The sequence below is a fragment of the Acidovorax sp. LjRoot74 genome, assembly GCF_964254355.1.
In the GTDB taxonomy this organism is placed as follows: Bacteria; Pseudomonadota; Gammaproteobacteria; order Burkholderiales; family Burkholderiaceae_C; genus Acidovorax.
On the sequence record NZ_CAXUTI020000001.1, the window covers coordinates 2,248,584 to 2,275,002 of the forward strand.

General features: G+C 63.7%; 23 protein-coding genes and 1 other RNA gene. 4 read left to right on the forward strand and 20 right to left on the reverse strand.

Translation table 11 applies throughout. From position 1 onward, the window contains the following. Positions 1-2: 2 nt before the first annotated feature. The 16 genes from ACSQ3O_RS10445 to gyrA form a co-directional block, all read right to left on the reverse strand. Positions 3-395 (reverse strand): monovalent cation/H(+) antiporter subunit G, encoded by a 393-nt coding sequence (locus tag ACSQ3O_RS10445; RefSeq protein WP_436138798.1) that lies wholly within the window; start codon positions 393-395, stop codon positions 3-5. Beyond that, complete coding sequence (locus tag ACSQ3O_RS10450; protein ID WP_137746486.1) at positions 392-670, reverse strand: K+/H+ antiporter subunit F; 279 nt, start codon at positions 668-670, stop codon at positions 392-394. The genes ACSQ3O_RS10445 and ACSQ3O_RS10450 overlap by 4 nt, the downstream gene beginning before the upstream one ends. Continuing rightward, the gene (locus ACSQ3O_RS10455; protein ID WP_137746487.1) at positions 667-1,197 is read right to left on the reverse strand and encodes a Na+/H+ antiporter subunit E; all 531 of its coding nucleotides are present in this window, start codon (positions 1,195-1,197) and stop codon (positions 667-669) included. The genes ACSQ3O_RS10450 and ACSQ3O_RS10455 overlap by 4 nt, the downstream gene beginning before the upstream one ends. Continuing rightward, complete coding sequence (locus ACSQ3O_RS10460) at positions 1,194-2,918, reverse strand: monovalent cation/H+ antiporter subunit D (RefSeq protein WP_436138799.1); 1,725 nt, start codon at positions 2,916-2,918, stop codon at positions 1,194-1,196. Before ACSQ3O_RS10460 ends, ACSQ3O_RS10455 begins: the two co-directional genes overlap by 4 nt. After that, positions 2,915-3,280: a Na+/H+ antiporter subunit C gene (locus ACSQ3O_RS10465; RefSeq protein ID WP_094290930.1), complete on the reverse strand. Its 366-nt coding sequence runs from the start codon at positions 3,278-3,280 to the stop codon at positions 2,915-2,917. The genes ACSQ3O_RS10460 and ACSQ3O_RS10465 overlap by 4 nt, the downstream gene beginning before the upstream one ends. Further along, positions 3,271-6,237, reverse strand: coding sequence for a monovalent cation/H+ antiporter subunit A (locus ACSQ3O_RS10470; protein WP_436138800.1), 2,967 nt, complete (start codon positions 6,235-6,237; stop codon positions 3,271-3,273). The genes ACSQ3O_RS10465 and ACSQ3O_RS10470 overlap by 10 nt, the downstream gene beginning before the upstream one ends. Before the next feature lie 114 nt (positions 6,238-6,351). Then, on the reverse strand, positions 6,352-6,816 hold the full coding sequence (locus tag ACSQ3O_RS10475) for a ComEA family DNA-binding protein (protein WP_436138801.1): 465 nt from the start codon (positions 6,814-6,816) through the stop codon (positions 6,352-6,354). A 40-nt stretch (positions 6,817-6,856) separates the two neighbouring features. Beyond that, entirely contained in the window at positions 6,857-8,014 is a 1,158-nt protein-coding gene (lapB, locus tag ACSQ3O_RS10480) for a lipopolysaccharide assembly protein LapB (protein ID WP_436138802.1), read from the reverse strand. After that, entirely contained in the window at positions 8,004-8,342 is a 339-nt protein-coding gene (locus ACSQ3O_RS10485) for a LapA family protein (RefSeq protein ID WP_298452293.1), read from the reverse strand. Before ACSQ3O_RS10485 ends, lapB begins: the two co-directional genes overlap by 11 nt. Positions 8,343-8,462: 120 nt before the next feature. Next, positions 8,463-8,798: an integration host factor subunit beta gene (locus ACSQ3O_RS10490; protein WP_063460558.1), complete on the reverse strand. Its 336-nt coding sequence runs from the start codon at positions 8,796-8,798 to the stop codon at positions 8,463-8,465. Between the two features lie 85 nt (positions 8,799-8,883). Beyond that, complete coding sequence (gene rpsA, locus ACSQ3O_RS10495; RefSeq protein WP_274110633.1) at positions 8,884-10,584, reverse strand: 30S ribosomal protein S1; 1,701 nt, start codon at positions 10,582-10,584, stop codon at positions 8,884-8,886. Between the two features lie 180 nt (positions 10,585-10,764). Then, positions 10,765-12,795, reverse strand: a complete 2,031-nt coding sequence (locus tag ACSQ3O_RS10500; protein ID WP_436138803.1) for a bifunctional 3-phosphoshikimate 1-carboxyvinyltransferase/cytidylate kinase — start codon at positions 12,793-12,795, stop codon at positions 10,765-10,767. Between the two features lie 135 nt (positions 12,796-12,930). Then, positions 12,931-13,803 carry a prephenate dehydrogenase gene (locus ACSQ3O_RS10505; RefSeq protein WP_137746496.1) on the reverse strand — a complete coding sequence of 291 codons (873 nt, stop codon included), beginning with the start codon at positions 13,801-13,803 and terminating at the stop codon, positions 12,931-12,933. A 12-nt stretch (positions 13,804-13,815) separates the two neighbouring features. Continuing rightward, entirely contained in the window at positions 13,816-14,913 is a 1,098-nt protein-coding gene (gene pheA / locus ACSQ3O_RS10510; protein ID WP_436138804.1) for a prephenate dehydratase, read from the reverse strand. A gap of 49 nt (positions 14,914-14,962) precedes the next feature. Beyond that, positions 14,963-16,072, reverse strand: coding sequence for a 3-phosphoserine/phosphohydroxythreonine transaminase (gene serC / locus ACSQ3O_RS10515; RefSeq protein ID WP_436138805.1), 1,110 nt, complete (start codon positions 16,070-16,072; stop codon positions 14,963-14,965). A gap of 113 nt (positions 16,073-16,185) precedes the next feature. Then, positions 16,186-18,858, reverse strand: coding sequence for a DNA gyrase subunit A (gene gyrA, locus ACSQ3O_RS10520; protein ID WP_436138806.1), 2,673 nt, complete (start codon positions 18,856-18,858; stop codon positions 16,186-16,188). A 224-nt stretch (positions 18,859-19,082) separates the two neighbouring features. Between gyrA and ompA the strand changes: the two genes are divergently transcribed. From ompA to ssrA, 4 genes are all read left to right on the forward strand, one after another. Further along, the gene (gene ompA / locus ACSQ3O_RS10525; RefSeq protein WP_094290942.1) at positions 19,083-19,727 is read left to right on the forward strand and encodes an outer membrane protein OmpA; all 645 of its coding nucleotides are present in this window, start codon (positions 19,083-19,085) and stop codon (positions 19,725-19,727) included. A 90-nt stretch (positions 19,728-19,817) separates the two neighbouring features. Next, on the forward strand, positions 19,818-20,528 hold the full coding sequence (gene ubiG / locus ACSQ3O_RS10530; protein ID WP_436138807.1) for a bifunctional 2-polyprenyl-6-hydroxyphenol methylase/3-demethylubiquinol 3-O-methyltransferase UbiG: 711 nt from the start codon (positions 19,818-19,820) through the stop codon (positions 20,526-20,528). Between the two features lie 10 nt (positions 20,529-20,538). Further along, a complete protein-coding gene (locus ACSQ3O_RS10535; RefSeq protein WP_137746501.1) occupies positions 20,539-21,204 on the forward strand; it encodes an HAD family hydrolase in 666 nt (221 codons plus the stop codon). 12 nt (positions 21,205-21,216) lie between these two features. Then, positions 21,217-21,603: a transfer-messenger RNA gene (gene ssrA, locus ACSQ3O_RS10540) on the forward strand. A gap of 746 nt (positions 21,604-22,349) precedes the next feature. On the opposite strand, the gene ACSQ3O_RS10545 is transcribed toward ssrA, so the two are convergent. The 4 genes from ACSQ3O_RS10545 to istA are packed head-to-tail and all read right to left on the reverse strand — an operon-like array spanning position 22,350 to position 26,321. After that, positions 22,350-23,657, reverse strand: coding sequence for a TniQ family protein (locus tag ACSQ3O_RS10545; RefSeq protein WP_436138808.1), 1,308 nt, complete (start codon positions 23,655-23,657; stop codon positions 22,350-22,352). Further along, positions 23,657-23,980, reverse strand: a complete 324-nt coding sequence (locus tag ACSQ3O_RS10550) for a hypothetical protein (RefSeq protein WP_436138809.1) — start codon at positions 23,978-23,980, stop codon at positions 23,657-23,659. Before ACSQ3O_RS10550 ends, ACSQ3O_RS10545 begins: the two co-directional genes overlap by 1 nt. A gap of 21 nt (positions 23,981-24,001) precedes the next feature. Continuing rightward, positions 24,002-24,805 carry an IS21-like element ISThsp10 family helper ATPase IstB gene (istB, locus tag ACSQ3O_RS10555; protein ID WP_436138810.1) on the reverse strand — a complete coding sequence of 268 codons (804 nt, stop codon included), beginning with the start codon at positions 24,803-24,805 and terminating at the stop codon, positions 24,002-24,004. Next, entirely contained in the window at positions 24,795-26,321 is a 1,527-nt protein-coding gene (gene istA / locus ACSQ3O_RS10560; protein WP_436138811.1) for an IS21 family transposase, read from the reverse strand. The genes istB and istA overlap by 11 nt, the downstream gene beginning before the upstream one ends. Between the last annotated feature and the right edge of the window lie 98 nt (positions 26,322-26,419).

Here is a 26,419-nt window from a genome sequence, read left to right on the forward strand (position 1 = left end):
AATCAGGAGTCTTTGGACTCTTCGGGCGCCTTGGGCTGGCTGAGGCTGGGCGGCACATCGAGCCCGGTCTGCCGGGCGCGAAACAGCGCCGCGCGCATCAAGAAGATCGACATGATGGGCACGGTGATGGCCACGAACACGGCGATCAGCAGCGCATGCAGCGCCAGGCTGCGGTCGGCCACTGAGAAGTACAACACCGTGCCATGCATGATCAGCCAGCAGCCCAGCGTGGCGATGACGGAAGGCGCGTGCACCCGCTCGAAGTAGGTGGGCAGGCGCAGCAGGCCGGTAGAGCCCAGCAGGGCCAGCCCGGCGCCCCCCAGCACCAGCAGGGCCACGATGATTTCCAGCCACAGGGGCAGCACGGCGATGCCGGTGGTGGCAGCTTCGGTCATTCGATCACCTCGCCGCGCAGCAGAAACTTGGCCATGGCCATGCTGCCCACAAAGCTGAACAGCGCCAGCAGCAGCGCGGCCTCGAAGTAGTTCTTGCTGCCATACAGCAGGCCCAGCACCAGCATCACCAGCATGCCGCAGAGGTACATGCAGTCGAGTGCCAGCACGCGGTCTTGTGCCGAAGGGCCTTTGAGCAGGCGCACCAGCGCGCAACCCATGGCCAGTGCCAGCATGAACAGGGCGATGGGGAGGGCCCAATCCAGTATCGGGGTCATTCAAAGATCTCCATCAGAGGGGCCTCGTAGCGCTGTTTCACGTCGGCGATCACGGTGGCGGGGTCGTCCAGCTCCAGCACGTGCAACAGCAGCATGCTGCGGTCCAGCGACAGCTCGGCCCAGGCCGTGCCGGGGGTGATGCAGACGATCATGGCCAGCACGGCCAGCGCGTTGGGGTCGCGCACATCGAGCGGGATGTGCACAAACCCGGCAGGGTGCCGCCTGCGGCCGGGCGCCAGCAGCAGGCGGGCCACGGCCAGGTTGGAGCGCGTGGTGTCGGCCACCACGGTGAAGGCCAGGCGCAGCACGGCGCCGGGTTTGCGCACGCGCACGGGCCGCGGGCGCAGCCCGGCCGTGAGCAGCGGTATCGCCAGCGCCAGCACGCTGCCCAGCACCACATGCCCGGCACTCAGGCTGCGGTTGAGCAGCAGCCACAGGCCCAGCAGCGCCAGCGACAGCAGGGGCGCGGGCACCAGCCGCTTGAAGGGCCGGGGCGATGTGGCGGTGGGTGGGGACTCTGGCTTCATGGCTGTGCGCCCCCTGGTGTGGCGGAAGGCTTGGGCGGGTTGGGCACGGGGTCGGCGGTCATCACGGCGCGCACATACCCTGCGGGTGCGTGCAGTGCGTCGGCCGTGGCCTGGGTGTAGCGCATCACGGCCCCGGCCTGCCAGGCCAGCGCGGCGCAGGCGCCCAGCAACAGGGCAATGGGCAGGCCTTCCAGCACCAGCAGCTTGGGGGCCGAGCGGTCGTGCGCGGCCCAGAAATGGCGAATGCCTGCGCGGGTCAGGGCCACCAGCGCCAGCAGGCCTGAAAGCACCAGCAGGGCCACCAGCGTCCAGCCCGCAGCGCCCAGCTGGAGCCCGCTGGAGGCACCCAGCCCCAGCGGGTTGAGCAGCGCGTGCACCATGGCGAACTTGCCCACAAACCCCGGCAGCGGCGGCAGGCCCGCAATCACCAGCGTGCAGGCGATGAAGGCCAGGCCCAGGAAGGCGGCGGCCGCAGGGATCACCTGGCCGATCAGGGCCTGCTCCTTGTCGTCGAGGTTCATGCCTTCATGGGGCACCAGGTCGGCCGAGAGGAAGGGCGCGTCGTCCGTCTGCTCGTGGGGCGCGAGGCTGGCGCCATCGTTGCGCCAGCGGTCGATCAGGTCGGTGAGCAGGAAGAGGGCGCTCACGGCCAGCGTGGAGCTGAGCAGGTAATACAGCAAGCCGCCCGTGAGCAGCGTCTGCCCAAAGCCGGTGGCCGCGAGCAGCGTGCCCGACGACAGGATGGCGGCGAACCCCGCCAGGTGCCCCAGGCGCTGCGAGCCCAGCATGCCGATGGCGCCAAACGCCATGGTGAGCAGGCCGCCGCCCACCAGCCACTGGCTGCCAAACTGGGCCGATTCACCGGCCTCGGCGCCGAACAGCAGCGTCCACAGCCGCAGCACGCTGTACACGCCCACCTTGGTCATCAACGCAAACAGTGCGCCCACAGGCGCCGTGGCCGCGCTGTAGGCGGGCACCAGCCAGAAGTTAAGCGGCCACACAGCGGCCTTGATGAGAAAAGCCACGGCCAGAATGGCCGCCGCCGCATGCAGCAGGCCCCGGTCTGCGGGCGCAATGCCAGCAATGCTCTGCGCCAGGTCTGCCATGTTGAGCGTGCCGGTGATGCCGTACAGCATGGACACGCCAATCAGAAACAGCGATGAGGCCGCGAGGTTGATGGCGATGTAGTGCAGCCCCGCCGACACGCGCGGGCGCCCCGAGCCATGCAGCAGCAGCCCATAGGAGGCAGCGAGCATGATCTCGAAAAACACAAACAGGTTGAACAAATCGGCCGTGAGAAACGCCCCCGCCAGCCCCATGAGCTGGAACTGGAACAGCGGGTGAAAGTGAACCCCTGCCCGGTGCCAGCGCGCCGCCGAGAACAGCACGGTGGCCAGTGCCACGGTGCTGCACAGCACCAGCATCATGGCCGAGAGCCGGTCGATGGTGAGCACGATGCCAAACGGCGCAGGCCAGTTGCCGGGCAGGTACACGCCCAGGCCGCCGGGCAGGTTGGGGTCCTTTGCCTGAATCAGAAGCAGCACCGCAATCACCAGGCCCAGCACGGTGGAGGCGATGTTGAGCGTGACCTTGGTGCGCTGGCGCTCCTCGCGCAGCAGCAGCATGAGCCCTGCTGTGAGCAGGGGCAGGGCGATGGGCGCGAGGATCAGGTGCGGCATCAGCGATGCCGCGAGGGAGGTAGTGAAACCGGGTCCCGTCATGGCATCTCCTGCGCATCCTTTGCGCGGCTGCCATCCACATGGTCGGTGCCCGCCATGCCACGCGAGGCCAGCAGCACCACCAGAAACAGAGCCGTCATGGCAAAGCCGATCACGATGGCTGTGAGCGTGAGCGCCTGGGGCATGGGGTCGGCGTAGTGGGCCAGGTCCTGCGGAAGGCCGGGTTGCAGCACGGGCTCTTTGTCAATCGCCAGGCCCAGGCGGCCCATGCTGAAGATGAAGAGGTTGACGGCATAGGAGAGCAGCGACAGGCCCATGATGACCTGGAAGGTGCGGGGCCGCAGCAGCAGCCACACGCCCGAGCCGGTGAGCACGCCAATGGCCAGGGCCAGTATCAGTTCCATGCAGTTTCTCCCCGGGTGGTGGGCACCGTGGCGGCAGCGGCCTGTTCAGCCCCCTCGTCGTCGGCGCGCGCGTTGTTGTAGCGGTGGCTGCGCACCGACTGGTGGGCAATGCCGGTGAGGATGAGCATGGTCGAACCCACCACCAGGGTGAACACGCCGATGTCGAAGAACAGCGCGCTGGCCACATGGATCTCACCTACCACGGGCAGCGAAAAATGCGCCGTGTGGCTGGTCAAGAACGGATAGCCCCAGGCCAGCGCGCCCAGGCCCGTGGCCAGCGCGGCCAGCAGGCCTACGCCGATCCAGCGGCGCGGGTACAGGGGCAGGTGGGCCTCGACCCAGGAGGTGCCCGAGACGATGTACTGCAGCAGCAGCGCCACCGAGAACACCAGGCCCGCCACAAAGCCGCCGCCGGGCTCGTTGTGGCCGCGCATGAAGAGGTAGACCGCGACCAGCGTGGCAAAGGGCAGCATCAACCGCACGAGCACGGCCGGCACCATGAGGTAGCCCACGGCGGTATCGGCGGTCTGGCGCGGGTTGGCCAGGTCGGTGTCCACATCGGCGGGCAGGGCGCGCTGCTGGGGCGGCAGGTCCATCACCTCGCGCGCGGGGCGGAAGCGCCGCAGCAGCGCATACACCGTGAGGGCCACGATGCCTAGCACCACGATCTCGCCAAAGGTGTCGAAGCCCCGGAAGTCCACCAGCATCACGTTGACCACGTTGGTGCCACCGCCTTCTGTGAACGCGCGTTCCAGGAAGAAGGTGGAGGTGCTGTCGGGGAAGGGACGGCTCATCATGGCAAACGACAGCAGCGCCATGCCAGCGCCTGCGCTCAGCGCCAGCGCCAGGTCGCGCCAGCGGCGCAGCTGGGTGCGGCGCTCTTCGGCCAGGGTGGGCACGCGCAGGCTTTCGTCGCGGCGGGGCAGCCAGCGCAGGCCCAGCAGGATGAGGATCGTGGTCACGATCTCCACCACGATCTGCGTGAGTGCCAGGTCGGGGGCTGAGAACCACAGAAAGGTCAGACACACGCACAGCCCCGCGCCGCCCAGCAGCGTGAGTGCGGCCAGCCGGTGGTACTTGGCCTGCCAGGCCGCTGCCACGGCGCACACAGCGCCCAGCAGCCACAGCAGCGCAAAGGCAGGTGACAGCGGCAGCTGCACGCGGTCGCCAATCGGCAGGCCCCGCGCCCACAGGGGCAGCGTGCCCGCCACCAGGGCCGCTGTGGCCAGCCACAGCATCTGCCACTGCAGGCGGCTGGTGCCCAGCAGGCGGCGGCCGTTGCGGCCCGCCAGCGTGAGGGCGGCGAGCAGGTGCTCGAACATGCGTTGGCCGCTCAGGCGGTGCATGAGCGGGGGCGCGTCTAGCACGCCCCGCGCGCGCTGGACGCGCAGCACGGCATACAGCGCAATGCCACCCGCGAGCGCCACCAGGCTCATCACAAACGGGGTGTTGAGGCCATGCCAGACTGCGAGGCTGTAGGTGGGCAGCTCGCCGCCGACCACGGGCCGTGCGGCAGCAGCCAGGTAGGCGCCCACCGACCAGGCGGGCAGCGTGCCCACCACCAGGCAGGCGAGCACCAGCAGCTCTACGGGCACGCGCATCCAGTGCGGGGGCTCGTGGGGGTGGTGGGGCAGGTCGGTGGCGGGCGGGCCCCAGAACACATCCACCGTGAAGCGCAGTGAGTACGCCACGCTGAACATGCCTGCCAGCGTGGCCGCCACGGGCAGCAGCCAGCTGAGCAGCGGCGTGGTGTTCACGTACACGGTCTCGGCAAAGAACATTTCCTTGGACAGGAAGCCGTTGAGCAGTGGCACGCCCGCCATGGCGGCGCTGGCCACCATGGCCAGCGTGGCGGTGATCGGCATCATGGTGCGCAGCCCCGACAGGCGCCGGATGTCGCGCGTGCCGCTTTCATGGTCCACGATGCCCACTGCCATGAAGAGCGAGGCCTTGAAGGTGGCGTGGTTCATGATGTGGAACACGGCGGCCACGGCGGCCAGCGGGCTGTTGAGGCCCAGCAGCAGGGTGATGAGGCCCAGGTGCGAGATGGTGGAGTACGCCAGCAGCCCCTTGAGGTCGTTCTGGAACATGGCCGCATAGCCGCCCACCAGCAGCGTGCACAGCCCCGCGCCGCCCACCAGCCAGAACCATTGCTCAGTGCCTGCGAGCGCAGGCCACAGGCGCGCCAGCAAAAACACGCCCGCCTTGACCATGGTGGCCGAGTGCAGGTAGGCCGACACGGGCGTGGGCGCTGCCATGGCGTTGGGCAGCCAGAAGTGGAACGGGAACTGCGCACTTTTGGTGAGTGCGCCCAGCAGAATCAGGACGAGCGCGGTGGTGTACAGCGGGTGGTTCTGGATGAGCTGACCAGCGACCAGCACATGGTCGAGGTCATAGCTGCCCACGATGTGGCCCAAGACCAGCATGCCCGCCAGCATGGCCAGGCCCCCCGTGCCCGTCACCGTGAGCGCCATGCGCGCGCCGCGCCGCGCGTCCTTGCGGTGGTGCCAATAGCCAATCAGCAGGAACGAGAACAGGCTGGTCAGCTCCCAGAAGAATGCGATCTGGATGATGTTGCCCGACAGCACCACGCCCGCCATCGCGCCCATGAAGGCCAGAAAAAACGAGAAGAAGCGCGGCACCGGGTCGGCAGGCGACATGTAGTAGCGCGCATACAGCACCACCAGGCTGCCTACGCCCAGCACCAGCATGCAGAACATCCAGGCAAAGCCATCCATGCGGATGACGAGGTTCAGACCCAGTGCGGGCAGCCAGGCCAGTTCTTGCCAGATCACGCCCCCATCGGCGATCTCGGGGAAGTAGAGCGCTGCCTGCACGGTGCAGAACAGGGCAATGAGCCCGGCGAGCGTGGACTCGGTATTGCGGGCATTGGCGGGCAACACTGCCGCCAACAGGCTGCCGATGAAGGGAAGGAGGATGAGGGTGATCAGGGGCATGCCTGAATGATTTTAGGGGCAGCTCCTAAAAACCCTGCTCGCCCCTACCGTTGCGCATGCCCTATCGCAAAAAAACAAGCCCGCTGGAGCGGGCTTGCTGCTTATGAAGTCTGCTTAGTTTTTGCTAGCGCTGGCTGCTGGGGATGGGGCTGCTGGTGCTGCAGCCGGGGCCGCTGTGGGTGTGGTGGCCGGTGCGGCGGCGTTCTTGTCTGCGCTGCTGCGGGCCTTGCGGTCGCTGCCCTGGTGGCTTGCAGTTTTGTCTTTCTCTTTCTGCTTGCTCTTGGCTTCTGCCTTGGCGGCGGCTGCAGCGCTGTATTTCTTGCCGTTGACTGTCAGGCCTTCCTTGGAGAAGTTCACGGCGCTTTTGTTGCCTACGCCGCCCACGCGGCCAATGAAGTCTGCCCAGTCCTTGAAAGGCGCGCTCTTGCGCTCTTCCAGAATACGGCCCGACAGGCCGGGGCCGATGCCCTTGATGCCGTCAAGTTCGGCCTCGGTGGCGGTGTTCACATCCACGGCGGCGAAGGCTGTGGTGGTGGCCAGCAGCAGGGTGGCGATCAGGGTCAGCAGTGTCTTGAGCATGGAGCGTGTCCTTGGCGTGGAGGGAGCTGGAAGGAGCGGGTCAGAGTTCTTCAACGCGGCGTGCGGGGTAGCTGTCCCAGGTCTGGCAGCCGGGGCATTGCCAGAAATGCTGGCGGGCTTCAAAGCCGCAGGCTGCGCAGCGGTAGCGCGTGAGCGGTTTCACGGCATGCTCCAGCGCGCGCTGGATCTGGGGGTGGAACTCCTCATGCTCCAGCTTTTCGGTGGCCAGCCATTTGGCAGCGGCCACCAGCGAGCGTTCCTTGTCGAGGTGCTCCACATAACGCTGCCGGGCTGTGCCGCTGGTGGTGGCGTCGGCAGCCTCCATGGCCACGATGCTCTCCAGCACGTCGAGCGAGGGCGCCTGTTCGTAATGGGCCTGCAACAGTCCGTGGACTTCGGCGGTGCGCCCGCTGGCCGTGGCGGCTTCGACCATCAACTGGGCAGCCAGTGGCAGGGCGGCGGGATTGCGCTCGCCCAGCGTTTTGAGGGTGGCCAGCACGGCCGCAGGCTGGCCCATGAGGCGCTGCAGCCGTGCCAGCTCGATGTGGGCGCGTGCTGCCTCGGGGGCGGCGGCGACCGCCTGCTCCAGCAGCGCCTGGGCACCGGGCAGGTCGCCTTGTGCGCTCAGTGCCAATGCCTGTTCGCACAGGTAATGCGCTTGCCGGGTGCTGAAGTCGCCCTGGTCGGCGTCGTGCATCTTGCGGGCGATGCTGGCGGCATGGGGCCAGTCGCGCGAGCGTTCGTAGATGGCCAGCAGGGCCAGGCGGGCCTGGGCTTCGAAGGGCGTGCCTTCCAGGCGGTGCAGGGCATCTTCGGCGCGGTCGAGCAGGCCCGCCTTGAGGAAGTCGAGCGCCAGCGCGTGCTGGGCACGCTCGCGGTCGGTGCGGGAGAGGTCGCCGCGCGAGAGCAGGTGCTCATGCACACGCACTGCGCGGTCGTATTCGCCCCGGCGGCGAAACAGGTTGCCCAGGGCAAAGTGCAGCTCCGAAGTGTCGGGGTCGTTCTGCACGGCCTCGATGAACGCGTCGATGGCCTGGTCCTGCTGCTCATTGAGCAGGAAGTTCAGGCCTTTGAAGTAAGCCTTGGGCGCGCGGCGGTTTTCGGCGCGCAGCTGGCGCAGGTCAAAACGCGATGCCAGCCAGCCCAGCACAAAGGCCACGGGCAGGCCCAGCAGAATCCAGCTCAGGTCAAATTCCATGGATCGAGGGCAGGTCGGGAGGTGGTGGGGGCGCGGCAGGTGTGCCGTTGCTGGGGGCGGCCGCTGCGGGTGCCTGGGCTGGCACTGCAACCGCCGCGGCGGCCTGGGCGCGGCGGGCGGCTGTGCGGTGGCGCCACCAGCGGGGCACCATGCCCAGCACGCCCACGGCGAGCCCGGCCGAGAAGGCTGTCAGCACCACCAGCACCAGCGGCGCGCGCCACTGGGTGCCAAAGAAGAAGTGCACGGTCGCGTCCTGCTGGTTGTTCAGCGCGAAGGCGAAGAGCGTAAAAAAAATGGCTGCCTTGAGCAGCCACAGGAGGTATTTCATCGGTCTCCCCAGTGGTGGGGCGATTCTAAGAGCTTGCGTGCAGAGTTCTCCGCAAGTCTGGAGAGCATCAGTATCAATAAAAATGGCCGCTTCGGCGCGACCATTAAGCGTTTTTAGCTATCAATTTTGATCTGGCAAGCCCGGCGTGGCCTGGGTCTTTTCTTCCATCTCGGCAGTGCGCTTGTCCACGGCTTCGCGCAGGGCCTTGCCGGGTTTGAAGTGCGGTACACGCTTTTCAGGAATGGCCACGGCCTCGCCGCTGCGCGGGTTGCGGCCCATGCGGGGCGGACGGTGGTTGACCGAGAAACTGCCAAAACCCCGGATCTCGATGCGGTGCCCACGCACCAGGGCATCGCCCACGGCGTCCAGAATGGTCTTGACGGCGTATTCGGCATCGCGGTGGGTGAGCTGGCCAAAACGGGCGGCCAGTTCTTCGACGAGGTCTGAGCGGGTCATGGAATCTTGGGACATAGGCAGTCTTGGCTGAAAAAAGAGCGGGCGCCGAGGCGCCCGCTGTCTGACCGTTTAACGGGTCAGCGCTTTACTTTTCCGAGTTGTCCAGCTTGGCGCGCAGCAGGGCGCCCAGGCTGGTCGTGCCGGCGCTTTCGCGGCTCGATTGCTGGCTCAGGCTGGCCATGGCGCCTTGCTCGTCGGCCATGTCCTTTTGCTTGATCGACAGCTGGATGTTGCGGGTCTTGCGATCCACGTTCACCACCACGGCCGTGACTTCGTCGCCTTCCTTCAGCACGTTGCGGGCATCTTCCACGCGGTCGCGGGAGATTTCCGAAGCGCGCAGGTAGCCCACGATGTCTTCGCCGAGGTCGATTTCAGCGCCACGGGCGTCCACGGTCTTGACCTTGCCGGTCACCGTCTGGCCCTTGTCGTTCACGGTCACGAAGGTCGTGAATGGGTCGCCGTCGAGCTGCTTGATGCCCAGCGAGATGCGTTCGCGGTCCACGTCCACGGCCAGCACGATGGCTTCCACTTCCTGGCCCTTCTTGTAGTTGCGAACAGCGGCTTCGCCGGGTTCGTTCCACGACAGGTCAGACAGGTGCACCAGGCCGTCGATGCCGGCAGCCAGGCCCACGAACACGCCGAAGTCGGTGATCGACTTGATAGGACCCTTGACGCGGTCGCCGCGCTTCGTGTCCTGTGCGAATTCTTGCCATGGGTTGGCCTTGCACTGCTTCATGCCCAGGCTGATGCGGCGCTTGTCTTCGTCGATTTCCAGAACCATGACTTCGACTTCGTCGCCCAGCGAAACCAGCTTGGCGGGAGCGATGTTCTTGTTGGTCCAGTCCATTTCAGACACGTGCACCAGGCCTTCGATGCCGGGTTCGAGTTCGACGAACGCGCCGTAGTCGGCAATGTTCGTGATCTTGCCGAACAGGCGGGTCGATTGTGGGTAGCGGCGGTTCACGCCCATCCATGGGTCGTCGCCCATTTGCTTCAGACCCAGCGAGACACGGTTCTTCTCGGTGTCGAACTTCAGGATCTTGGCCGTGATTTCCTGGCCAGCCGTCACCACTTCGGAAGGGTGACGCACGCGGCGCCATGCCATGTCGGTGATGTGCAGCAGACCGTCGATGCCGCCCAGGTCCACGAACGCACCGTATTCGGTGATGTTCTTGACCACGCCTTGAACGATGGAGCCTTCCTTCAGGGTTTCCATCAGCTTGGCGCGCTCTTCGCCCATGGAGGCTTCCACCACAGCGCGGCGGCTCAGCACCACGTTGTTACGCTTGCGGTCCAGCTTGATGACCTTGAATTCCATGGTCTTGTTTTCGTACGGCGTCAGATCCTTGATCGGGCGCGTATCGATCAGCGAACCGGGCAGGAATGCGCGGATGCCGTTGACCAGGACAGTCAGGCCGCCCTTGACCTTGCCGGACGTGGTGCCGGTGACGAATTCGCCGGATTCCAGGGCCTTTTCCAGGCTCATCCAGGAAGCCAGACGCTTGGCGGTGTCGCGCGACAGGATGGTGTCGCCGTAGCCGTTTTCGATGGAGCCAATGGCCACCGACACGAAGTCACCCACTTGGACTTCGACTTCGCCCTTGTCGTTCTTGAACTCTTCCAGCGGCACGTAGGCTTCGGACTTGAGGCCAGCGTTCACGACCACGAAGTTGTGCTCAACGCGCACGACTTCAGCGGTGATGACTTCGCCTGGGCGCATTTCCGTACGCTGCAGGGATTCTTCAAAAAGGGCGGCAAAAGATTCGGACATGTGTTTCCTTGCCACAAACAGGATTCCAGTAGCACCATTGCTACTGTTTTTATAGCTGTTTGCGGTGGTTTTTTGCGGCAGAGCCGCGGGTTAGGTTAACGATCCACACCACCTGTGCGCTGGCGCGCGAGAGGGGCGGCATGGGCCTGTGGCGCGGCCTTTCGGCCTTGCCTGGAGCCCGAGGGCTCCACGGGGTCAGTGCTGCGCAGAGGCTGCGAAGCGCTGGCGCTCTTGCCACCAGGCCAATACCTGTTCGACGGCTTGTTCAATCGTCAAATCGGAGTTGTCCAGGACCAGAGCGTCCTGCGCGGGCTTGAGAGGTGCAACGCTGCGGGAGCTGTCCCGGGCGTCGCGCGCTTCCAGATCCGCGCGAAGGTCTTCGATACTAGCCGAAAAACCCTTAGAAATCAACTGCTTATAACGGCGCTCAGCGCGGCAGGCGGCGCTGGCCGTGAGATACACCTTCAAGGGGGCCTCGGGGAAGATCACGGTGCCCATGTCGCGGCCATCGGCCACCAGCCCTGGCAGGCGCTGGAAGCTGTGTTGCAGATCGACCAGCGCCGTGCGCACGGCGGGCAGGGCGGACACGCGCGAGGCGTTCATGCCGGCTTCTTCGGTGCGAATGGCTTCGGTCACGTCGTCGTTGCCCAGCCACACCTTGCCACCTTCAAACCGCACCGGCAGCGTCTGGGCGAGGGTGGCGATAGGGGCTTCATGGTCCGCATCGATGGCGAAACCTGCCCGCAGCGCGGCCAGGGCGGTGATGCGGTACATCGCGCCGGAGTCCAAAAAACGGTAGCCCAGCCGTTGCGCCACCGCCGCAGCCACCGTGCCCTTGCCCGAGGCCGTGGGGCCGTCGATGCAGATCACCGGGATGTGGGCGGTTTCGACCTGAGCAACCGAGAACAGGGCCTCGAAATAGTCCGGGAAGGTCTTGGCCACGCACTTGGGGTCTTCGATGCGCACCGGCAGGGCGGCCGGGTTGAAGGCGGCCAGCGAGAAGCACATGGCCACGCGGTGGTCGTCGTAGGTGTGGATGCTGGCGGCCTTCCAGTCAGCGGGCTGGGCAGGGGGCGTCACGCGGATGTAGTCCGCGCCTTCCTCTACCGTGGCGCCGAGCTTGCGCAGCTCGGTGGCCATGGCGGCGATGCGGTCGGTTTCCTTCACGCGCCAGCTTGCGATGTTGGTCAGTGTGGTCGTGCCCTGGGCGTACAGTGCCATCACGGCCAGTGTCATGGCCGCGTCGGGGATGTGATTGCAGTCCAGATCAATGGCCTTCAGGGGCCAGGCGCCACGTTCGATCTGGAGCCAGTTGGGCCCGCCGGTGACCACGGCACCCATGGCGCGCGCGGCCTCGACAAAACGGATGTCGCCCTGGATCGAATCCAGCCCCACACCCTGAATCTTGATGCTTTTTGGGCCTTCTCCGCCCGTTGCTATTGCCCCAAGTGCTATGAAATAGCTAGCGGATGAGGCGTCGGCCTCCACATGGATGCTGCCGGGCGACTGGTAGCGGCTGCCTGCCGGGATGGTGAAACGCTGCCAGTTCTGGTGCTCGACCACGATGCCAAACCGCGCCAGCAGCTGGAGCGTGATGGCGATGTAGGGCTTGGAGATCAGCTCGCCCACCACCTCGATCACGATGGCCTGCGCGCCCGCCGCCAGCGGCAGCGCCATGAGCAGGGCGGTGAGGAACTGGCTGGATACATCGCCGCGCACGCGGATGGGCTCCGCCAGCGCCAGCGCAGGCACACCCTGGCCGTGGGCGATCCTGAGCGGCGGGTAGCCGTCGTTGCCCAGGTAGTCGATATGGCAGCCCAGCTGGCGCAGCGCATCAATCAGGTCGCCAATGGGACGCTCGTGCATGCGCGGCACGCCGGACAGCTCGAACTCGCCGCCTAGCAGGGCCAGCGCGGCCGTGAGCGGGCGCATGGCCGTGCCGGCATTGCCCAAGAACAGCTTGGCGGGGGATTGGGGCAGGCGGCCACCCAGGCCGGTGATGCACACCGTACTGCCCGCTTCGTCCACCGTGCACCCGATCTGGCGCAGCGCGTCCAGCATCACGCGCGTGTCGTCGGACGCCAGCAGGTCGTGCACGGTGGTGGTGCCGTTGCTCAGCGCGGCCAGCAGCAGCACCCGGTTGGAGATGCTCTTGGAGCCCGGCAGGTGGACTTCACCCGCAGCGGCTTGCAAAGGGGGGAGATCGAGGAATGCGGTGCTGTACATCAGTGTCTTTCGTCCATTGGTGCAAGCGCCCGTCATTACTGGCGCAGGCCCATCCCAGTGCACCTGTGGAACTGGCTTTGCCAGGCCACCGGGTGCGTCCCCCTTGGGGGAAGGCGCCGCAGGCGACTCAGGGGGTTATTTTCTCTTCGCACCCATGCGCCAGTGGGCACGGGTTTCGCTGGCCAGGGTCAGCATGTCTTCCAGGGCCTGGGCATTGCCTTTTTCCATGGCCTGCTCGATGTTGCGCAGGGCCTGTTGGAACAGCTTGGACTGGGCCAGGAGTTCTTCGCGGTTGGACAGCAGGATGTCGCGCCACACCTTGGGGTCGCTGGCCGCGATGCGGGTGAAGTCGCGGAACCCGGGGCCTGCGAGGGACAGGAAATCGTCGCCGTGTGATTGCCCGGTGATGCTGTTCATCATCGCAAAGGCCAGCACATGGGGCAGGTGGCTGACGGCGGCAAAGGCTGCGTCGTGCGACTCGGGCGACATGCTGGTTACGCGGCAGCCCAGGGCGTTCCAGATCTTCTCTGCGTTCTGCAGATGGACCGTGAGCGTGCGCTCGGTGGGCGTCAGGATGACCTGGCGCCCGCTGTAGAGGTCGGCCTCGGCGTGTTCCACGCCCGACACCTCGCGCCCCGTGATGGGGTGGGCGGGCACAAACGAGCCCACCTGGTCGCGCAGGGAGCGCTGCGCAGCGTGCACTACGTCGGCCTTGGTCGAGCCCACGTCCATGATGAGCATCTGGGGCGTGACCAGGTGCTTGATGGCTTTCAGCGTGGCTTCGGTGGCGGCCACGGGCACGGCCACCAGCACGATGTCGGCACCGGCCACAGCGAGCAGGGCCGAGGGCGCTTCGACGTCGATCACGCCCAGCTGGCGCGCGCGGTCGGTGGTGGAGGGGGACTTGCTGTAGCCCACCACGCGCTTGACCAGACCTGCCTTCTTCATCGCCAGGGCAAACGAGCCGCCCATGAGCCCGCAGCCGATCAGTCCCAATTGTTCAAACATAGGGGTGGCTCCTCAGGACGACACGGGGTAGGTGCCCAGGACCTTGTAGAACGCGCACAGGCTGCGCAGTTCTTCCAGGGCCCGCGCCACATGGGGCTGGGCGGGGTGGCCGTCGAGGTCGATGTAGAAGTAGTACTCCCACTGGCCCGTGCGTGCGGGGCGGGACTCGAAGCGTGTCATGGACACGCCGTGGGTTTTCAGCGGCACCAGCAGGTCGTGCACTGCGCCTGGCTGGTTGGGCACCGACACCACGAGGCTCGTGCAGTCCTTGCCCGAGGGCGGCGGCGTCTGCAGCGTGTGCGGCAGGCAAATGATGGCAAAACGAGTGCGGTTGTACGCGTCGTCCTGGATGGCGTGCGAGACGATGTGCAGCCCGAACTGGGTGGCTGCGCGTTCGCTGGACAGCGCTGCCCAGGCGGGGTTGGTGGTGGCCAGGCGCGCGCCCTCGGCGTTGCTCGACACGGGGCGGCGCTCGGCATGCGGCAGGTGCTTGGACAGCCAGGCCTGGCATTGGGCCAGCGCCTGCGGGTGGGCCAGCACGGCCTCGATGCCGTCGAGCGAGTTGGTGGTGCGCAGCAGGTTGTGGCGCACCAGCAGGCTCACTTCGCCGACCACATGCGTAGGGGTGTGCAGGAACAGGTCAAGCGAGCGGGTGACCACGCCTTCGGTGGAGTTTTCCACCCCCACCACGCCGTACTGCGCGCTGCCCGCGGCTGTGGCGTGGAACACCTCGTCGAAGTTGGCGCAGTACATCAGGTCGGCCGCGCCACCAAAGAACTCGACGGCAGCCTGCTCGCAGAACGTGCCCTCTGGGCCGAGCACGGCCACGCGTTGGGGCGATTCGAGGGCCAGGCAGGCGGACATGATCTCGCGCCAGATGGCCGCCACATGTGGGCCCTTGAGCGGGCCGGGGTTGGCGTGGGTGATCTTGTCGATGACTTGCGCCACACGGTCGGGGCGGAAGAAAGGCGTGCCTTCACGTTTCTTGACTTCGCCCACCTGCTCGGCCACCAGCGCGCGCTGGTTCAGCAGCGTGAGCAGTTGCTGGTCGATGGAGTCGATCTGCACGCGCAGACTGGCGAGATCGGGTGAGGCTTGCGGAGTATTCATGGATGGGGTCTGTGTGCGCGGGCGCGTGAACGGGACGGCAGGTGTTCGTTCAGGCGTGCTTTTGCTCAAATTCTCGCATGTAGTCCACCAGCGCCTGTACGCCCTCGATCGGCATGGCGTTGTAGACGCTGGCGCGCATACCCCCCACGGACTTGTGGCCCTTGAGTTGAAGCAGGCCACGTTCCTTGGCTCCTGCCAGGAACGCGTCATTGCGGCTTTCGTCGCGCAAGAAGAACGGAATGTTCATGCGCGAACGGCAGTTGGCCGCCACCTTGTTCACATACAGCTGCGAGCTGTCGATGGCGTTGTAGAGCAGGGCGGCCTTGGCGATGTTGCGCTGCTCCATTGCGGCCACGCCAGTCAGGCTGCCTTCGGTCTGGCGCTTGAGCCACTGGAAGGTGAGGCCCGCGATATAGATGCCCCAGGTGGGGGGCGTGTTGTACATCGACTGGTTGTCGGCCACGGTTTTGTAGTCAAAGGCGCTGGGGCAGGCGGGCAGGGCATGGCCCAGCAGGTCTTCGCGCACGATCACCAGCGTGAGGCCTGCAGGCCCCAGGTTCTTCTGCGCGCCGCCAAAGGCCAGGCCCACGCGGCTCCAGTCCACGAGTCGCGACGCCACATGCGACGAAAAGTCGATGACCAGGGGGGCATCGCTGCCCAGGGCCTTCAGGTCGGGCAACTGGTGGAACTCGATGCCGTTGATGGTTTCGTTGCTGCAGATGTGCAGGTAGCTCGCACCCCGGCTGAGCGTCCAGGATGCCGGGTCGGGCAGGGTGGTGAAGCCGGTGTCTTCGGCAGAGGCCACGATGTTCACCTCGGAGGCGTACTTGCGCGCTTCCTTCTGCGACTTCTGGCTCCAGCTGCCGGTGACCACAAAATCCACGGCACCGGCGCGCGAGAGGTTCAGCGGCACGATGGCGTTTTCTGCCAGGCCACCGCCCTGCATGAACAGGATCTTGAAGTTGGCGGGCACAGCCAGCAGCGCCCGCAGATCGGCTTCGGCCTGCTCGTAGATGGACAGAAACTCCTTGCCCCGGTGGCTCATCTCCATCACGCCCATGCCACTGCCATGCCAGTCCAGCATTTCGGCAGCGGCTTGCTTCAGCACTTCGGCGGGGATGGCGGCCGGGCCGGCCGAGAAGTTATGGGGGCGGGTCATGGTTTCAAAGTCAAAAATGCTGCTTGCGCCTGTTGTATAAGCGCTTGCAGCTACATTTTTAATAGCAGTCGGGGCCGCGTCTGGCGCGGCACCCGGCGAGGGCAAGGGGCGGCTCAGGCGTCGGATGCAGGGGCTGCGCCGGAATCTGCGGATCCGCCACTGTCTGCATTGCCATCAGCATCGCTGTCGGCATCGGCCACGTTGGCATCGTTTTCCACGATGCGCTGCAGGCCGCTGAGCTTGGAGCCTTCGTCTAGTGCGATCAGGGTTACGCCCTGCGTGGCACGGCCCAGCTCGCGGATTTCGGACACGCGGGTGCGCACCAGCACGCCCTTGTCGGTGATCAGCATGATCTCGTCGTCCGCATGCACCAGCGTGGCGGCGACGACCTTGCCGTTGCGCTCGCTCTGCTGGATGGCGATCATGCCCTTGGTGCCCCGGCCGTGGCGGGTGTACTCGACGATGCTGGTGCGCTTGCCATAGCCGTTTTCGGTGGCGGTGAGCACGCTCTGCGTTTCGTCTTCGGCCACCAGCATGGCGATCACGCTCTGGCCGTCTTCGAGCATCATGCCGCGCACACCACGCGCCTGGCGGCCCAGGGGGCGCACGTCGTTTTCATCAAAACGCACGGCCTTGCCGCCGTCGCTGAACAGCATCACATCGTGTTTGCCATCGGTCAGCGCGGCGCCAATCAGGTAATCGCCGTCGTCGAGGTTGACGGCGATGATGCCGCCCTTGCGGGGGTTGCTGAACTCATCGAGTGCGGTCTTCTTCACGGTGCCCATGCTGGTCGCCATGAACACGAAGCGGTCGGCCGGGAACGTGCGCATGTCGCCCGTGAGCGGAAGCACCACGTTGATCTTTTCGCCCTCTTGCAGCGGGAACATGTTGACGATGGGGCGGCCGCGCGAGCCACGCGAGCCAGCGGGCACTTCCCAGACCTTGAGCCAGTACAGGCGGCCCCGGTTGGAGAAACACAGGATGTAGTCGTGCGTATTGGCGATGAAGAGCTGGTCGATCCAGTCGTCTTCCTTGGTCGCCGTGGCCTGCTTGCCACGTCCGCCGCGCTTCTGGGCGCGGTATTCGGACAGGGGCTGGCTCTTGATGTAGCCAGTGTGGGACAACGTCACCACCATGTCGGTGGGGGTGATCAGGTCTTCGGTGGAGAGGTCCTGTACGCTGTATTCCACCACGCTGCGGCGTGCGCCCAGCTTGTGCTGGCCGAACTCGGCCTTGATGGAGGTGAGTTCTTCGCCAATGATGGTGGAGACGCGCTCGGGCTTGGCCAGGATGTCCAGCAGGTCTTCGATGACCGCCATGACTTCCTTGTACTCGGCCACGATCTTGTCCTGCTCCAGGCCCGTGAGGCGCTGCAAGCGCATCTGCAGGATTTCCTGAGCCTGCGTTTCCGACAGGCGGTACAGGCCATCCTGGCCCATGCCGAACTCGACTTCGAGGCCTTCGGGGCGGTAGTCGTCAGCGTTGATCACGCCACCATCGGCGCGCGTGCGGGTCAGCATCTCACGCACCAGCTTGCTGTCCCACGAGCGGGCCATCAGCTCGGACTTGGCCACAGGCGGCGTGGGTGCGTTGCGGATGATCGCGATGAAGTCGTCGATGTTGGCCAGGGCCACTGCCAGGCCTTCCAGCACATGGCCCCGGTCGCGCGCCTTGCGCAGCTCGAACACCGTGCGGCGCGTCACCACTTCGCGGCGGTGCTGCAGGAAGACGACGATCAGGTCCTTCAGGTTGCACAGGCGCGGCTGGCCATCGACCAGCGCCACCATGTTCATGCCGAAGGTGTCCTGCAACTGAGTCTGCTTGTACAGGTTGTTGAGCACCACTTCGGGCACTTCGCCGCGCTTGAGCTCGATCACCAGGCGCATGCCGGATTTGTCCGACTCGTCCTGGATATGGCTGATGCCTTCGATCTTCTTCTCATGCACCAGCTCGGCCATGCGCTCCTGCAGCGTCTTCTTGTTGACCTGGTAAGGCAGCTCGTCCACGATGATCGCCTGGCGCTGGCCACGGTCGATGTCCTCGAAGTGGCAGCGCGCGCGCATGATCACGCGGCCACGGCCCGTGCGGTAGCCGTCCTTCACGCCATTGATGCCGTAGATGATGCCGGCGGTGGGGAAATCAGGCGCCGGGATGATCTCCATCAGCTCGTCGATGGAGGTGTCGGGGTTGCGCAGCATGTGCAGGCAGGCGTCCACCACCTCGTTGAGGTTGTGCGGTGGGATATTGGTGGCCATGCCCACCGCAATACCTGCCGAGCCGTTGACCAGCAGATTGGGCAGCTTGCTGGGCAATACCAGCGGCTCTTTTTCACTGCCATCGTAGTTGGGGCCGAAATCTACGGTTTCCTTGTCGATATCGCCCAGCATTTCGTGCGCGATTTTGGCCAGGCGGATTTCGGTGTATCGCATGGCGGCGGCGTTGTCGCCGTCCACCGAGCCGAAATTGCCCTGGCCGTCCACCAGCATATGGCGCAGCGAGAAATCCTGCGCCATCCGCACAATGGTGTCGTACACCGCTGAATCGCCGTGCGGGTGGTATTTACCAATCACGTCACCCACGATACGGGCCGACTTTTTATACGGCCGGTTCCAGTCGTTGTTGAGTTCGTGCATGGCAAACAACACGCGCCGGTGCACAGGCTTCAAGCCATCGCGCGCGTCGGGCAGTGCCCGGCCGACGATCACGCTCATCGCGTAATCGAGATAACTGCGCCGCATTTCCTCTTCGAGGCTGATCGGCAGGGTTTCTTTGGCAAACTGGGTCATTGGGGGCTGCGGTGGCGGCAAAGGAGGGTCATTTTAGGGCTAAGACCGTGTAGCGACCGCGCAACATATCGAAGCAATTCCGGTTTTGTCCTACGGACCTCGGCGCGTCACCACCGCTTTTGCCCTGTTACGTATGGCACAATCGTTTGAACGCTTTGGGTGGTGGTCATCCCTAGCGTCCTGATTCGCAGCGCGGCTGCGGCTTTTTCCCCAAGAGGAGAACCATGAAGAAACTGAACAAAGTGGCGATGTTGTTTGCCTCTGCAGCGCTCGCAACCGCCGCTGGCGCACAAACCGTTGACAACTGGCGCAATGCCAGCGGTGATCTGGTCTGGAAGAACGGTACGAACGAATACTGCTGGCGCGATGCCAACTGGACGCCTGCTACGGCTGCCGCTGGTTGCGACGGTGCTATCGCTGCACCCGCACCTGCCGCCGCTCCTGCTCCAGCCGCTGCACCCGCACCTGCCGCCGCTCCTGCACCAGCAGCCGCCCCCGCTCCTGCCGTGGCCACCAAGGTGACCTACGCTGCTGACGCATTCTTCGACTTCGACAAGTCGGTGCTGAAGCCAGAAGGCAAAGCCAAGCTGGACGACCTGGTCTCCAAGGTCAAGGGCATCAACCTGGAAGTCATCATCGCCGTGGGTCACACCGACTCCGTGGGCTCTGATGCTTACAACCAGAAGCTTTCGGTGCGTCGTTCCGAAGCCGTGAAGGCTTACTTGGTGTCCAAGGGCATCGAAAAGAACCGCGTTTACACCGAAGGCAAGGGCGAAAAGCAGCCTGTGGCTGACAACAAGACCGCCGAAGGCCGCGCCAAGAACCGCCGCGTGGAAATCGAAGTCGTCGGTACTCGCGCTTCCAAGTAATCTTCGGATTGCTTCACAAAAAAGCCCCGGCAACGGGGCTTTTTTGCGTCTGGAGTCTTTAATGCACCAGGTTCAGGGACAATTGCGAGCATGAGTGACACCGTCAATGCAGATCCGGCCGAACTGGCCAAGTTTTCAGAATTGGCCCACCGTTGGTGGGATCCGGACAGCGAATTCCGCCCGTTGCACCAGATCAATCCGCTGCGGCTTGACTGGATCAATGGCTTCAGCCCATTGAATGGCAAGCGGGTGCTAGATGTGGGTTGCGGAGGTGGCATTCTGGCCGACTCCATGGCGCGCAAAGGCGCGGAGGTGCTGGGCATTGATTTGGCCTCGAGGGCATTGCGCGTGGCGCAACTGCACGCGTTGGAAGCGGGTACTCCGAACATCCGCTATCAGGAAATCAGTGTGGAAGCGTTGGCCCAGGAGCAGCCAGCAAGTTTCGATGTGGTGACCTGCATGGAGATGCTGGAACATGTTCCAGACCCGGCATCCGTGGTTCGCGCGTGTTCCCAACTTGTCAAACCTGGGGGGTGGGTGTTTTTCTCTACGATCAACCGCAATGCCAAGGCTTTTATGTTGGCCATTGTGGGCGCGGAGTATGTGCTGAACATGCTGCCCCGTGGGACGCATGAATATGCCAAGATGATTCGTCCCAGCGAATTGGCTGCCAGCTGTCGCAATGCCCAGCTCGATGTGTTGCACACAAGGGGGCTGGAATACAACCCTTTGACAAAGCGTTATTGGCTGAGTGAAGACACCAGCGTGAATTACTTGTTCGCCACCCGGCGTCCTGGCTGAGGTGGTGAACATGTTCCACGACATCCGTGCAGTTTTGTTTGACCTGGATGGAACGCTGATCGACAGCGCGCCAGATCTGGGGGCGGCCGCCGACAAGATGCGTACTGATCGCGGTTTGCCCTCCTTGCCCCTTGATCGTTACCGGCCGATGGCGGGTGCGGGCGCTCGCGGCATGCTGGGGGAGGCTTTCGGCATGACCCCGGACCACCCTGATTTTCCCGTGTGGCGCGAAGAGTTCTTTGTGAACTACGAGTCGCGCATGACCGAGCGCACCACGATTTTTGAAGGTGTGCCCGAACTGGTTCACCAGCTTTTGCAGCGCAACCTGCTGTGGGGGGTGGTGACGAACAAGGCGGCACGTTTTACAGAACCGCTGACCCGGGCGATTCCGCTTTTTGAAACGGCCGGGGCGGTGATCAGTGGCGATACCACTCCCCATGCAAAGCCGCATCCAGCCCCCTTGCTGGAAGCTGCGTCCCGTTTAAAGCTCTCCCCAGCGCAGTGCATCTACGTGGGCGATGACGAGCGCGACATCATTGCGGGCCTTGCCGCCGGCATGGGCACGGTTGCCGCGACCTACGGTTACCTCGGCGCAAAGACCGATCCCGGAGAGTGGGGCGCCCATGCTGCAATTAAATCTCCTTCCGAGCTCTTGCAATTGCTTGCGCGCACCTAAAATAGAGGGTCTGGGGCTGTCCTGGTTTCGACGTGGGTTCGGAATCGGTGTGGTGCATGTCGAGCTTGAGTCACGCTCGTAAATCTCGATTTAAAAAACTAACTGCAAACGACGAACGTTTCGCACTCGCTGCTTAATTGCCAGTGAGCCTTGCAACAGTTGGCCGATGGGCTGGGCAAGGGGGTTCTGAGCAATCAGGGCCTCCCGGCTGCAAGGATAATTACATGGGCTGGCTTCGATCCGGGTACCTTGGGTTGGGGCGAGAAAATAGGGTGCTGGCGGCTTGTGTAGCGTGCGACTGCGCGACACGGGTGGCGAGATTCAAAACAGACCGCTAAACATGTAGATCTGCCCGGTGAAGGCTTACGGACGCGGGTTCAATTCCCGCCAGCTCCACCACCATATCCAAGAGCGTTCGCTGCCTTCAGCTGTGGCGTTAAGCATAACTTGGCCACTCGGCCAAGTTATGCCTTACTTCCCGTTTGGCCACTTTTTGCCTTATTGCGTTCTTGTGCTAGCAAGAAAGCCCGCGAGTTGATAGCTCGTGGGCTTTTTTTCTTATGAGGCAGCACGTTGCGGTGTTTGCGTCTCATGTCGTTGCGGGCCATCGGCATCCCCAGCCGAGGTCCGTCGCCGTCGCGTAGCAGCTAAGTTAGGGGTCTCTTTGTCGCGCAGCAGCTAAGTTACGGACGATTTTGTCGCGTTCCAGCGAAGTTAGGTTGCCAAACCACTCTCCGCTCCCCCTGCGAGCGCATCGCAGCGTAGTTTCCGAAACGTTGCTATACGTATGGCAATCAGCGGACTGCTTGTTGCCGCTCAGCTGGTCGGACGATAACGACAGCGGTTGAGGGATGGCCTGGACTGTGGGAAAGTCTTGAGAACCAGGCAAGGTGGCGAAGCCAGCGCCTTGAAACGAACGGCTGGCGGGTGATGCCGGCTCCGCGGTGCCAGTTTTGCGGGGATGGGACGGAAGGCTTCTTGCGATTTGCCATCGCAGGATGGCTAGGCTCATCCTCACCCCAGTGCCCTTCTTTCAACAACCGAAATCGATGATTTCTCATAGGTTGCTATGGACCACTGCATTCTTGTGGTGGCGACTGGTCTAAGAAAGATACAGGAGGCGGGGGTTGAATACCCACCGGGGCTCATCTTCCACGCTCTCGAACCTCACGAAGTACTCTAAACAGTCCGTGTACACCAGACAGCACGTCTGGTTGTACGTGGGAGGTCACCTCCCTCAGGTTCAGAGATTTTCCTGTGGAAAGAACCGACCTTGCAGCCGACTCTATGTGGGGCATAGCTGCTTCCACTCGTTCATCTCGGACTCTTTTTCGGTAAGCCTTCCAGCGTTCGGCAATCTGGCGGGTCATCTGATTGAAGTTCAGGTAAAGCTGCCTTGGCTCTATGCCAAGCCGCCGGGAGACTTCCCGCACAGATATTGGGGCGGGCTCCAACAGACATCTTTGCAGTTGTATTTCAACTTCACGCCAGTCGATTTCTCGACGTTGTGCCCTTTGTTGGGTCACCGGCTTGAGCAGCGCTAACGCAAGTTGCTGTCCTTCTGACGGCGCATTCCATCCGAAGAGGTCACCGCTCAGCAGCTTTAACAGACTGATGCCGGACTGCGAAGCAACTCTGAGGCTAGCCTCTAGCGTGGGAGTGTTGTCAGTCTGTAGCCAGTAGTGGATGGTGCTTTTAGAGATGCCCAAACGCTTGGCGAAATGAGCACTTTTCCCTCCATCCATCTCGCCGATGATGTGACTGATTGAATCTACGAGCGCCTGCCGCTGTGGCAGTACGTCTAGCTGGTCTTGCGCTTGCAGAAGTTCTCTGATTTGCCGTGCTCGCCATAGCTCGACAGGCTTGATAGAGAGCTGAGTGTCGTGACCATGTGCCTCACAGCCGAGGAACGAACCACATTTTGTGCACCAGCCGGGTACGACCAGAGATGCGGCATGGCGCACATTGTCTTTGCCGCAGCACGGGCAATGCTGCGTCAATCTGCTGCGATGGACATGGCAGACGCTGACAGACTTCGACTCCCATGCAAGACGGAAATAAGGTGTTCGGCCACTGTTGTGGTCGTCAGCAAAGCACTGTGGGCAAAACTGCCCTTTGCTGATGATGGGCAGGCCATTCTGGGCAATCACTTCCTTCCACGGCAGAAATGTGAGCCTGTCCAATCGAGGAACGCTAGTCATAGCCGAGAGCGCGCTTGACCATGTCAGTGCCGATTCGCCAATGCCTGACAGACTTCTGTGATACCAATCGAACTGCTCTTCAACCTCATGTTCGAAACGCTGTGCTACAGCGCGCGAAAGGCTGAGTGTCGATGTGCTGTGAGAAACTGCCAGACGACATAGGTAGCTCAGTAGGCTTTCGACTTCTCCAGTGCCGAGACCTATCGGTTCCAGTGCATGCAGCACAGAGCGCGGATTTTTTGCCAAGGCCATCAAGCAACCTTCCGTTGTGAGCCATGAGTTTTGGGCAGCTTGGGCATGACGCGAGTCAACCCCGGGTTGATGGCGGCCTCTCCCTCCAAGATTTCTTCCAAAATTTGCTGACGTTGCAGTTCTGAAAGAAGCGCTGTGCGCAGGTGTTCTGTTGACCAGCTGCCTTTGTTTTCGGCCAGTTTTGCGGCCCGCGTGAGCACGGCGCTAAGCGTCCCAATGCAACCGAGGGTGTTTTCGTGAAGGACGTCTGCGTATGGCATCAGCTCTTGTCTGTTGATTTCCACGCAAAGCTGACCCACCATTTCCATCGAATCTTGACCCACCCTGGTTCGTGAGCTTTGCGCTCACGTTGTGGATAAGTTCTTGGTCGCCTTCTCCTTCTTGGTGGTCTGTGGTGGTTGCTGTGCGGAGCTATTCTTGAACCGGTAGCTGTCATTGCCGGTCTCAAGAATATGGCAGTGATGCGTGAGCCGGTCCAGCAATGCCGTGGTCATCTTGGCATCCCCGAACACACTGGCCCATTCGCTGAAGCTCAGGTTGGTGGTGATCACGACGCTGGTGCGCTCGTAGAGTTTGGACAGCAGGTGGAACAGCAAGGCGCCTCCTGATGCACTGAACGGCAGGTAGCCCAACTCGTCCAGAATCACCAGATCCACATATGCAAGCCGGTGGGCCATCTGCCCTGTCTTGCCTTGGGCCTTCTCTTCTTCCAGCGCATTGACCAACTCTACCGTGGAGAAGAACCGCACCCTTCGGTGATGGTGTTCAATGGCTTGCACTCCGAGGGCTGTGGCAATGTGGGTCTTGCCTGTGCCCGGCCCGCCCACCAGCACCACGTTGTTGGCATCCTCCAGGAACTCACACCGGTGCAACTGGTGCACCAGTGCCTCGTTCACCTCACTGTGGCCGAAGTCGAAGCCTGCCAGGTCCCGGTACGCGGGGAACCTGGCCACCTTCAATTGGTAAGCAACCGAGCGCACCTCCCGCTCGGCGGTCTCAGCCTTGAGCAGTTGGGACAGGATGGGCTGTGCTGCCTCGAAGGCCGGCGCACCTTGCTCAGCCAGTTCCGCAACCGCCTGGGCCATGCCGTGCATCTTGAGCTCGCGCAGCATGATCACGATGGAAGCGATGGCAGGGTCATGACGCATAGCGCACCTCCCTCAATTGGTCATAGCGCAGCACGTTGGCCTGGGGTTCCACAGACAGCTTGAGGGCCTGGGGCGAGGTGACCGGTGCTGGGGCGGGCTTACCGTCCAGCAGGCGGTGGAGCACGTTCAGGATGTGGGTCTTGCTGGCAGCCCCTGACTCCAGTGCCAACTCCACTGCAGCGAGCACAGCTTGTTCATCGTGGTGCAGCACCAGAGCCAGAACCTCCACCATCTCCCGGTCGCCGCCGGGTTGCTTGAGCAAGGTGGCGTGCAGTCGCTTGAAGGCCGCTGGCAGTTCTAGGAACGGAGCGCCGTTGCGCAAAGCTCCTGGTTTGCGCTGCAGCACCGCCAAGTAGTGGCGCCAGTCGTACACGGTCTGTCCCGCACCATGGTGGTTACGCTCGATCAGACGCTGGTGCTCGCACACGATCTGGCCTTCGGCGGCGACCACCAGGCGATCCGCGTAGACCCGCAGGCTCACCGGCCGATTGGCATACGGTGCCGGCACGCTGTAGCGATTGCGCTCGAAGTGGACCAGGCAGGTGGGCGAGACGCGCTTGGTGTGCTCCACAAAGCCATCGAAGAGCCTTGGCACAGGCATCAAGGCTGCCCGCTCCTCGGCCCAGACATCCGCGACGGTGCCCGGCAGCTTGCCGTGCTCGATCTCGTGCCACAGCGCCACGCAGCGCTCCTCAAGCCAGGCATTGAGATCGGGCAGGCTCGGGAATGGCGGCACCACCTGCCACAGGCGATGGCGGGCGTCGCGCACGTTCTTCTCTACCTGGCCCTTCTCCCAGCCCGAAGCCGGGTTGCAGAACTCTGCCTCGAACAGGAAGTGACTGACCATGGCAGCAAAGCGTGCGTTGACATCTCTCTCCTTGCCCCGGCGCACGCGGTCTACGGCGGTGCGCATGTTGTCGTAGATGCCTCGGCGGGGCACACCGCCCAGCACGACGAACGCATGGTTGTGGGCATCGAACAGCATCTCGTGCGTCTGCAGAAGATAGGCACGCAGGTAGAACGCCCGGCTGTGACTGAGTTTGAAGTGAGCCACCTGCAGCTTGGTGCGCACGCCGGCGAGAACAGCCCAGTCCTCGCTCCAGTCGAACTGGAAAGCCTCACCCGGACCGAAGGCCAGGGGAACGAAGGTGCCGCGGCCGGTGGTCTGCTGGGCCACAAGGCGCTGCTCGTGCCAGAGGCGGGCAAAGGCCGCTACGCGGTTGTAGGAGCCGGTATAGCCCAGGCCCCGCAGATCGGCGTACATCTGCTTGACGGTGCGCCGCTGCTTGCGGGACCGGCCCGCTTCCGTCTTGAGCCAGCCGGCGAGCTTCAAGGCGAAGGGATCGAGCTTGGATGGACTGACCCGCTTGGCATAGTGCGGCTCGGCCTCGCCGGCGCGCAGGTACTTGCGGATGGTGTTGCGCGAGAGGCCCGTGCGGCGGGCGATCTCCCTGATGGACAGCTGCTCTCGCAGGGCCCAGCGCCTGATGACACTCAGTGTTGCCACGTCTATCACTCCTGGTCTCCTGCTGCTCAACAAAGCAGCAGGTTAGGGTTAGTACGTGGGTCAGGTTTGGATGGAAATCCCGGGGGTTAGTGGGTCACTTCTGCGTG

What these genes read in the sequence shown, in the direction of transcription:
- serC (WP_436138805.1), bottom strand. Translation starts at nt 16,072, where the DNA reads ATGACCCGCCCCCATAACTTCTCGGCCGGCCCGGCCGCCATCCCCGCC.
- ACSQ3O_RS10455 (WP_137746487.1), bottom strand. Translation starts at nt 1,197, where the DNA reads ATGAAGCCAGAGTCCCCACCCACCGCCACATCGCCCCGGCCCTTCAAG.
- ACSQ3O_RS10475 (WP_436138801.1), bottom strand. Translation starts at nt 6,816, where the DNA reads ATGCTCAAGACACTGCTGACCCTGATCGCCACCCTGCTGCTGGCCACC.
- ACSQ3O_RS10460 (WP_436138799.1), bottom strand. Translation starts at nt 2,918, where the DNA reads ATGACGGGACCCGGTTTCACTACCTCCCTCGCGGCATCGCTGATGCCG.
- ACSQ3O_RS10450 (WP_137746486.1), bottom strand. Translation starts at nt 670, where the DNA reads ATGACCCCGATACTGGATTGGGCCCTCCCCATCGCCCTGTTCATGCTG.
- ompA (WP_094290942.1), top strand. Translation starts at nt 19,083, where the DNA reads ATGAAGAAACTGAACAAAGTGGCGATGTTGTTTGCCTCTGCAGCGCTC.
- ACSQ3O_RS10545 (WP_436138808.1), bottom strand. Translation starts at nt 23,657, where the DNA reads ATGGCCTTGGCAAAAAATCCGCGCTCTGTGCTGCATGCACTGGAACCG.
- istB (WP_436138810.1), bottom strand. Translation starts at nt 24,805, where the DNA reads ATGCGTCATGACCCTGCCATCGCTTCCATCGTGATCATGCTGCGCGAG.
- ACSQ3O_RS10500 (WP_436138803.1), bottom strand. Translation starts at nt 12,795, where the DNA reads ATGTACAGCACCGCATTCCTCGATCTCCCCCCTTTGCAAGCCGCTGCG.
- ACSQ3O_RS10535 (WP_137746501.1), top strand. Translation starts at nt 20,539, where the DNA reads ATGTTCCACGACATCCGTGCAGTTTTGTTTGACCTGGATGGAACGCTG.
- ACSQ3O_RS10485 (WP_298452293.1), bottom strand. Translation starts at nt 8,342, where the DNA reads ATGAAATACCTCCTGTGGCTGCTCAAGGCAGCCATTTTTTTTACGCTC.
- ACSQ3O_RS10445 (WP_436138798.1), bottom strand. Translation starts at nt 395, where the DNA reads ATGACCGAAGCTGCCACCACCGGCATCGCCGTGCTGCCCCTGTGGCTG.
- gyrA (WP_436138806.1), bottom strand. Translation starts at nt 18,858, where the DNA reads ATGACCCAGTTTGCCAAAGAAACCCTGCCGATCAGCCTCGAAGAGGAA.
- ACSQ3O_RS10490 (WP_063460558.1), bottom strand. Translation starts at nt 8,798, where the DNA reads ATGACCCGCTCAGACCTCGTCGAAGAACTGGCCGCCCGTTTTGGCCAG.
- ACSQ3O_RS10470 (WP_436138800.1), bottom strand. Translation starts at nt 6,237, where the DNA reads ATGCCCCTGATCACCCTCATCCTCCTTCCCTTCATCGGCAGCCTGTTG.
- ubiG (WP_436138807.1), top strand. Translation starts at nt 19,818, where the DNA reads ATGAGTGACACCGTCAATGCAGATCCGGCCGAACTGGCCAAGTTTTCA.
- lapB (WP_436138802.1), bottom strand. Translation starts at nt 8,014, where the DNA reads ATGGAATTTGACCTGAGCTGGATTCTGCTGGGCCTGCCCGTGGCCTTT.
- ACSQ3O_RS10465 (WP_094290930.1), bottom strand. Translation starts at nt 3,280, where the DNA reads ATGGAACTGATACTGGCCCTGGCCATTGGCGTGCTCACCGGCTCGGGC.
- pheA (WP_436138804.1), bottom strand. Translation starts at nt 14,913, where the DNA reads ATGAATACTCCGCAAGCCTCACCCGATCTCGCCAGTCTGCGCGTGCAG.
- ACSQ3O_RS10505 (WP_137746496.1), bottom strand. Translation starts at nt 13,803, where the DNA reads ATGTTTGAACAATTGGGACTGATCGGCTGCGGGCTCATGGGCGGCTCG.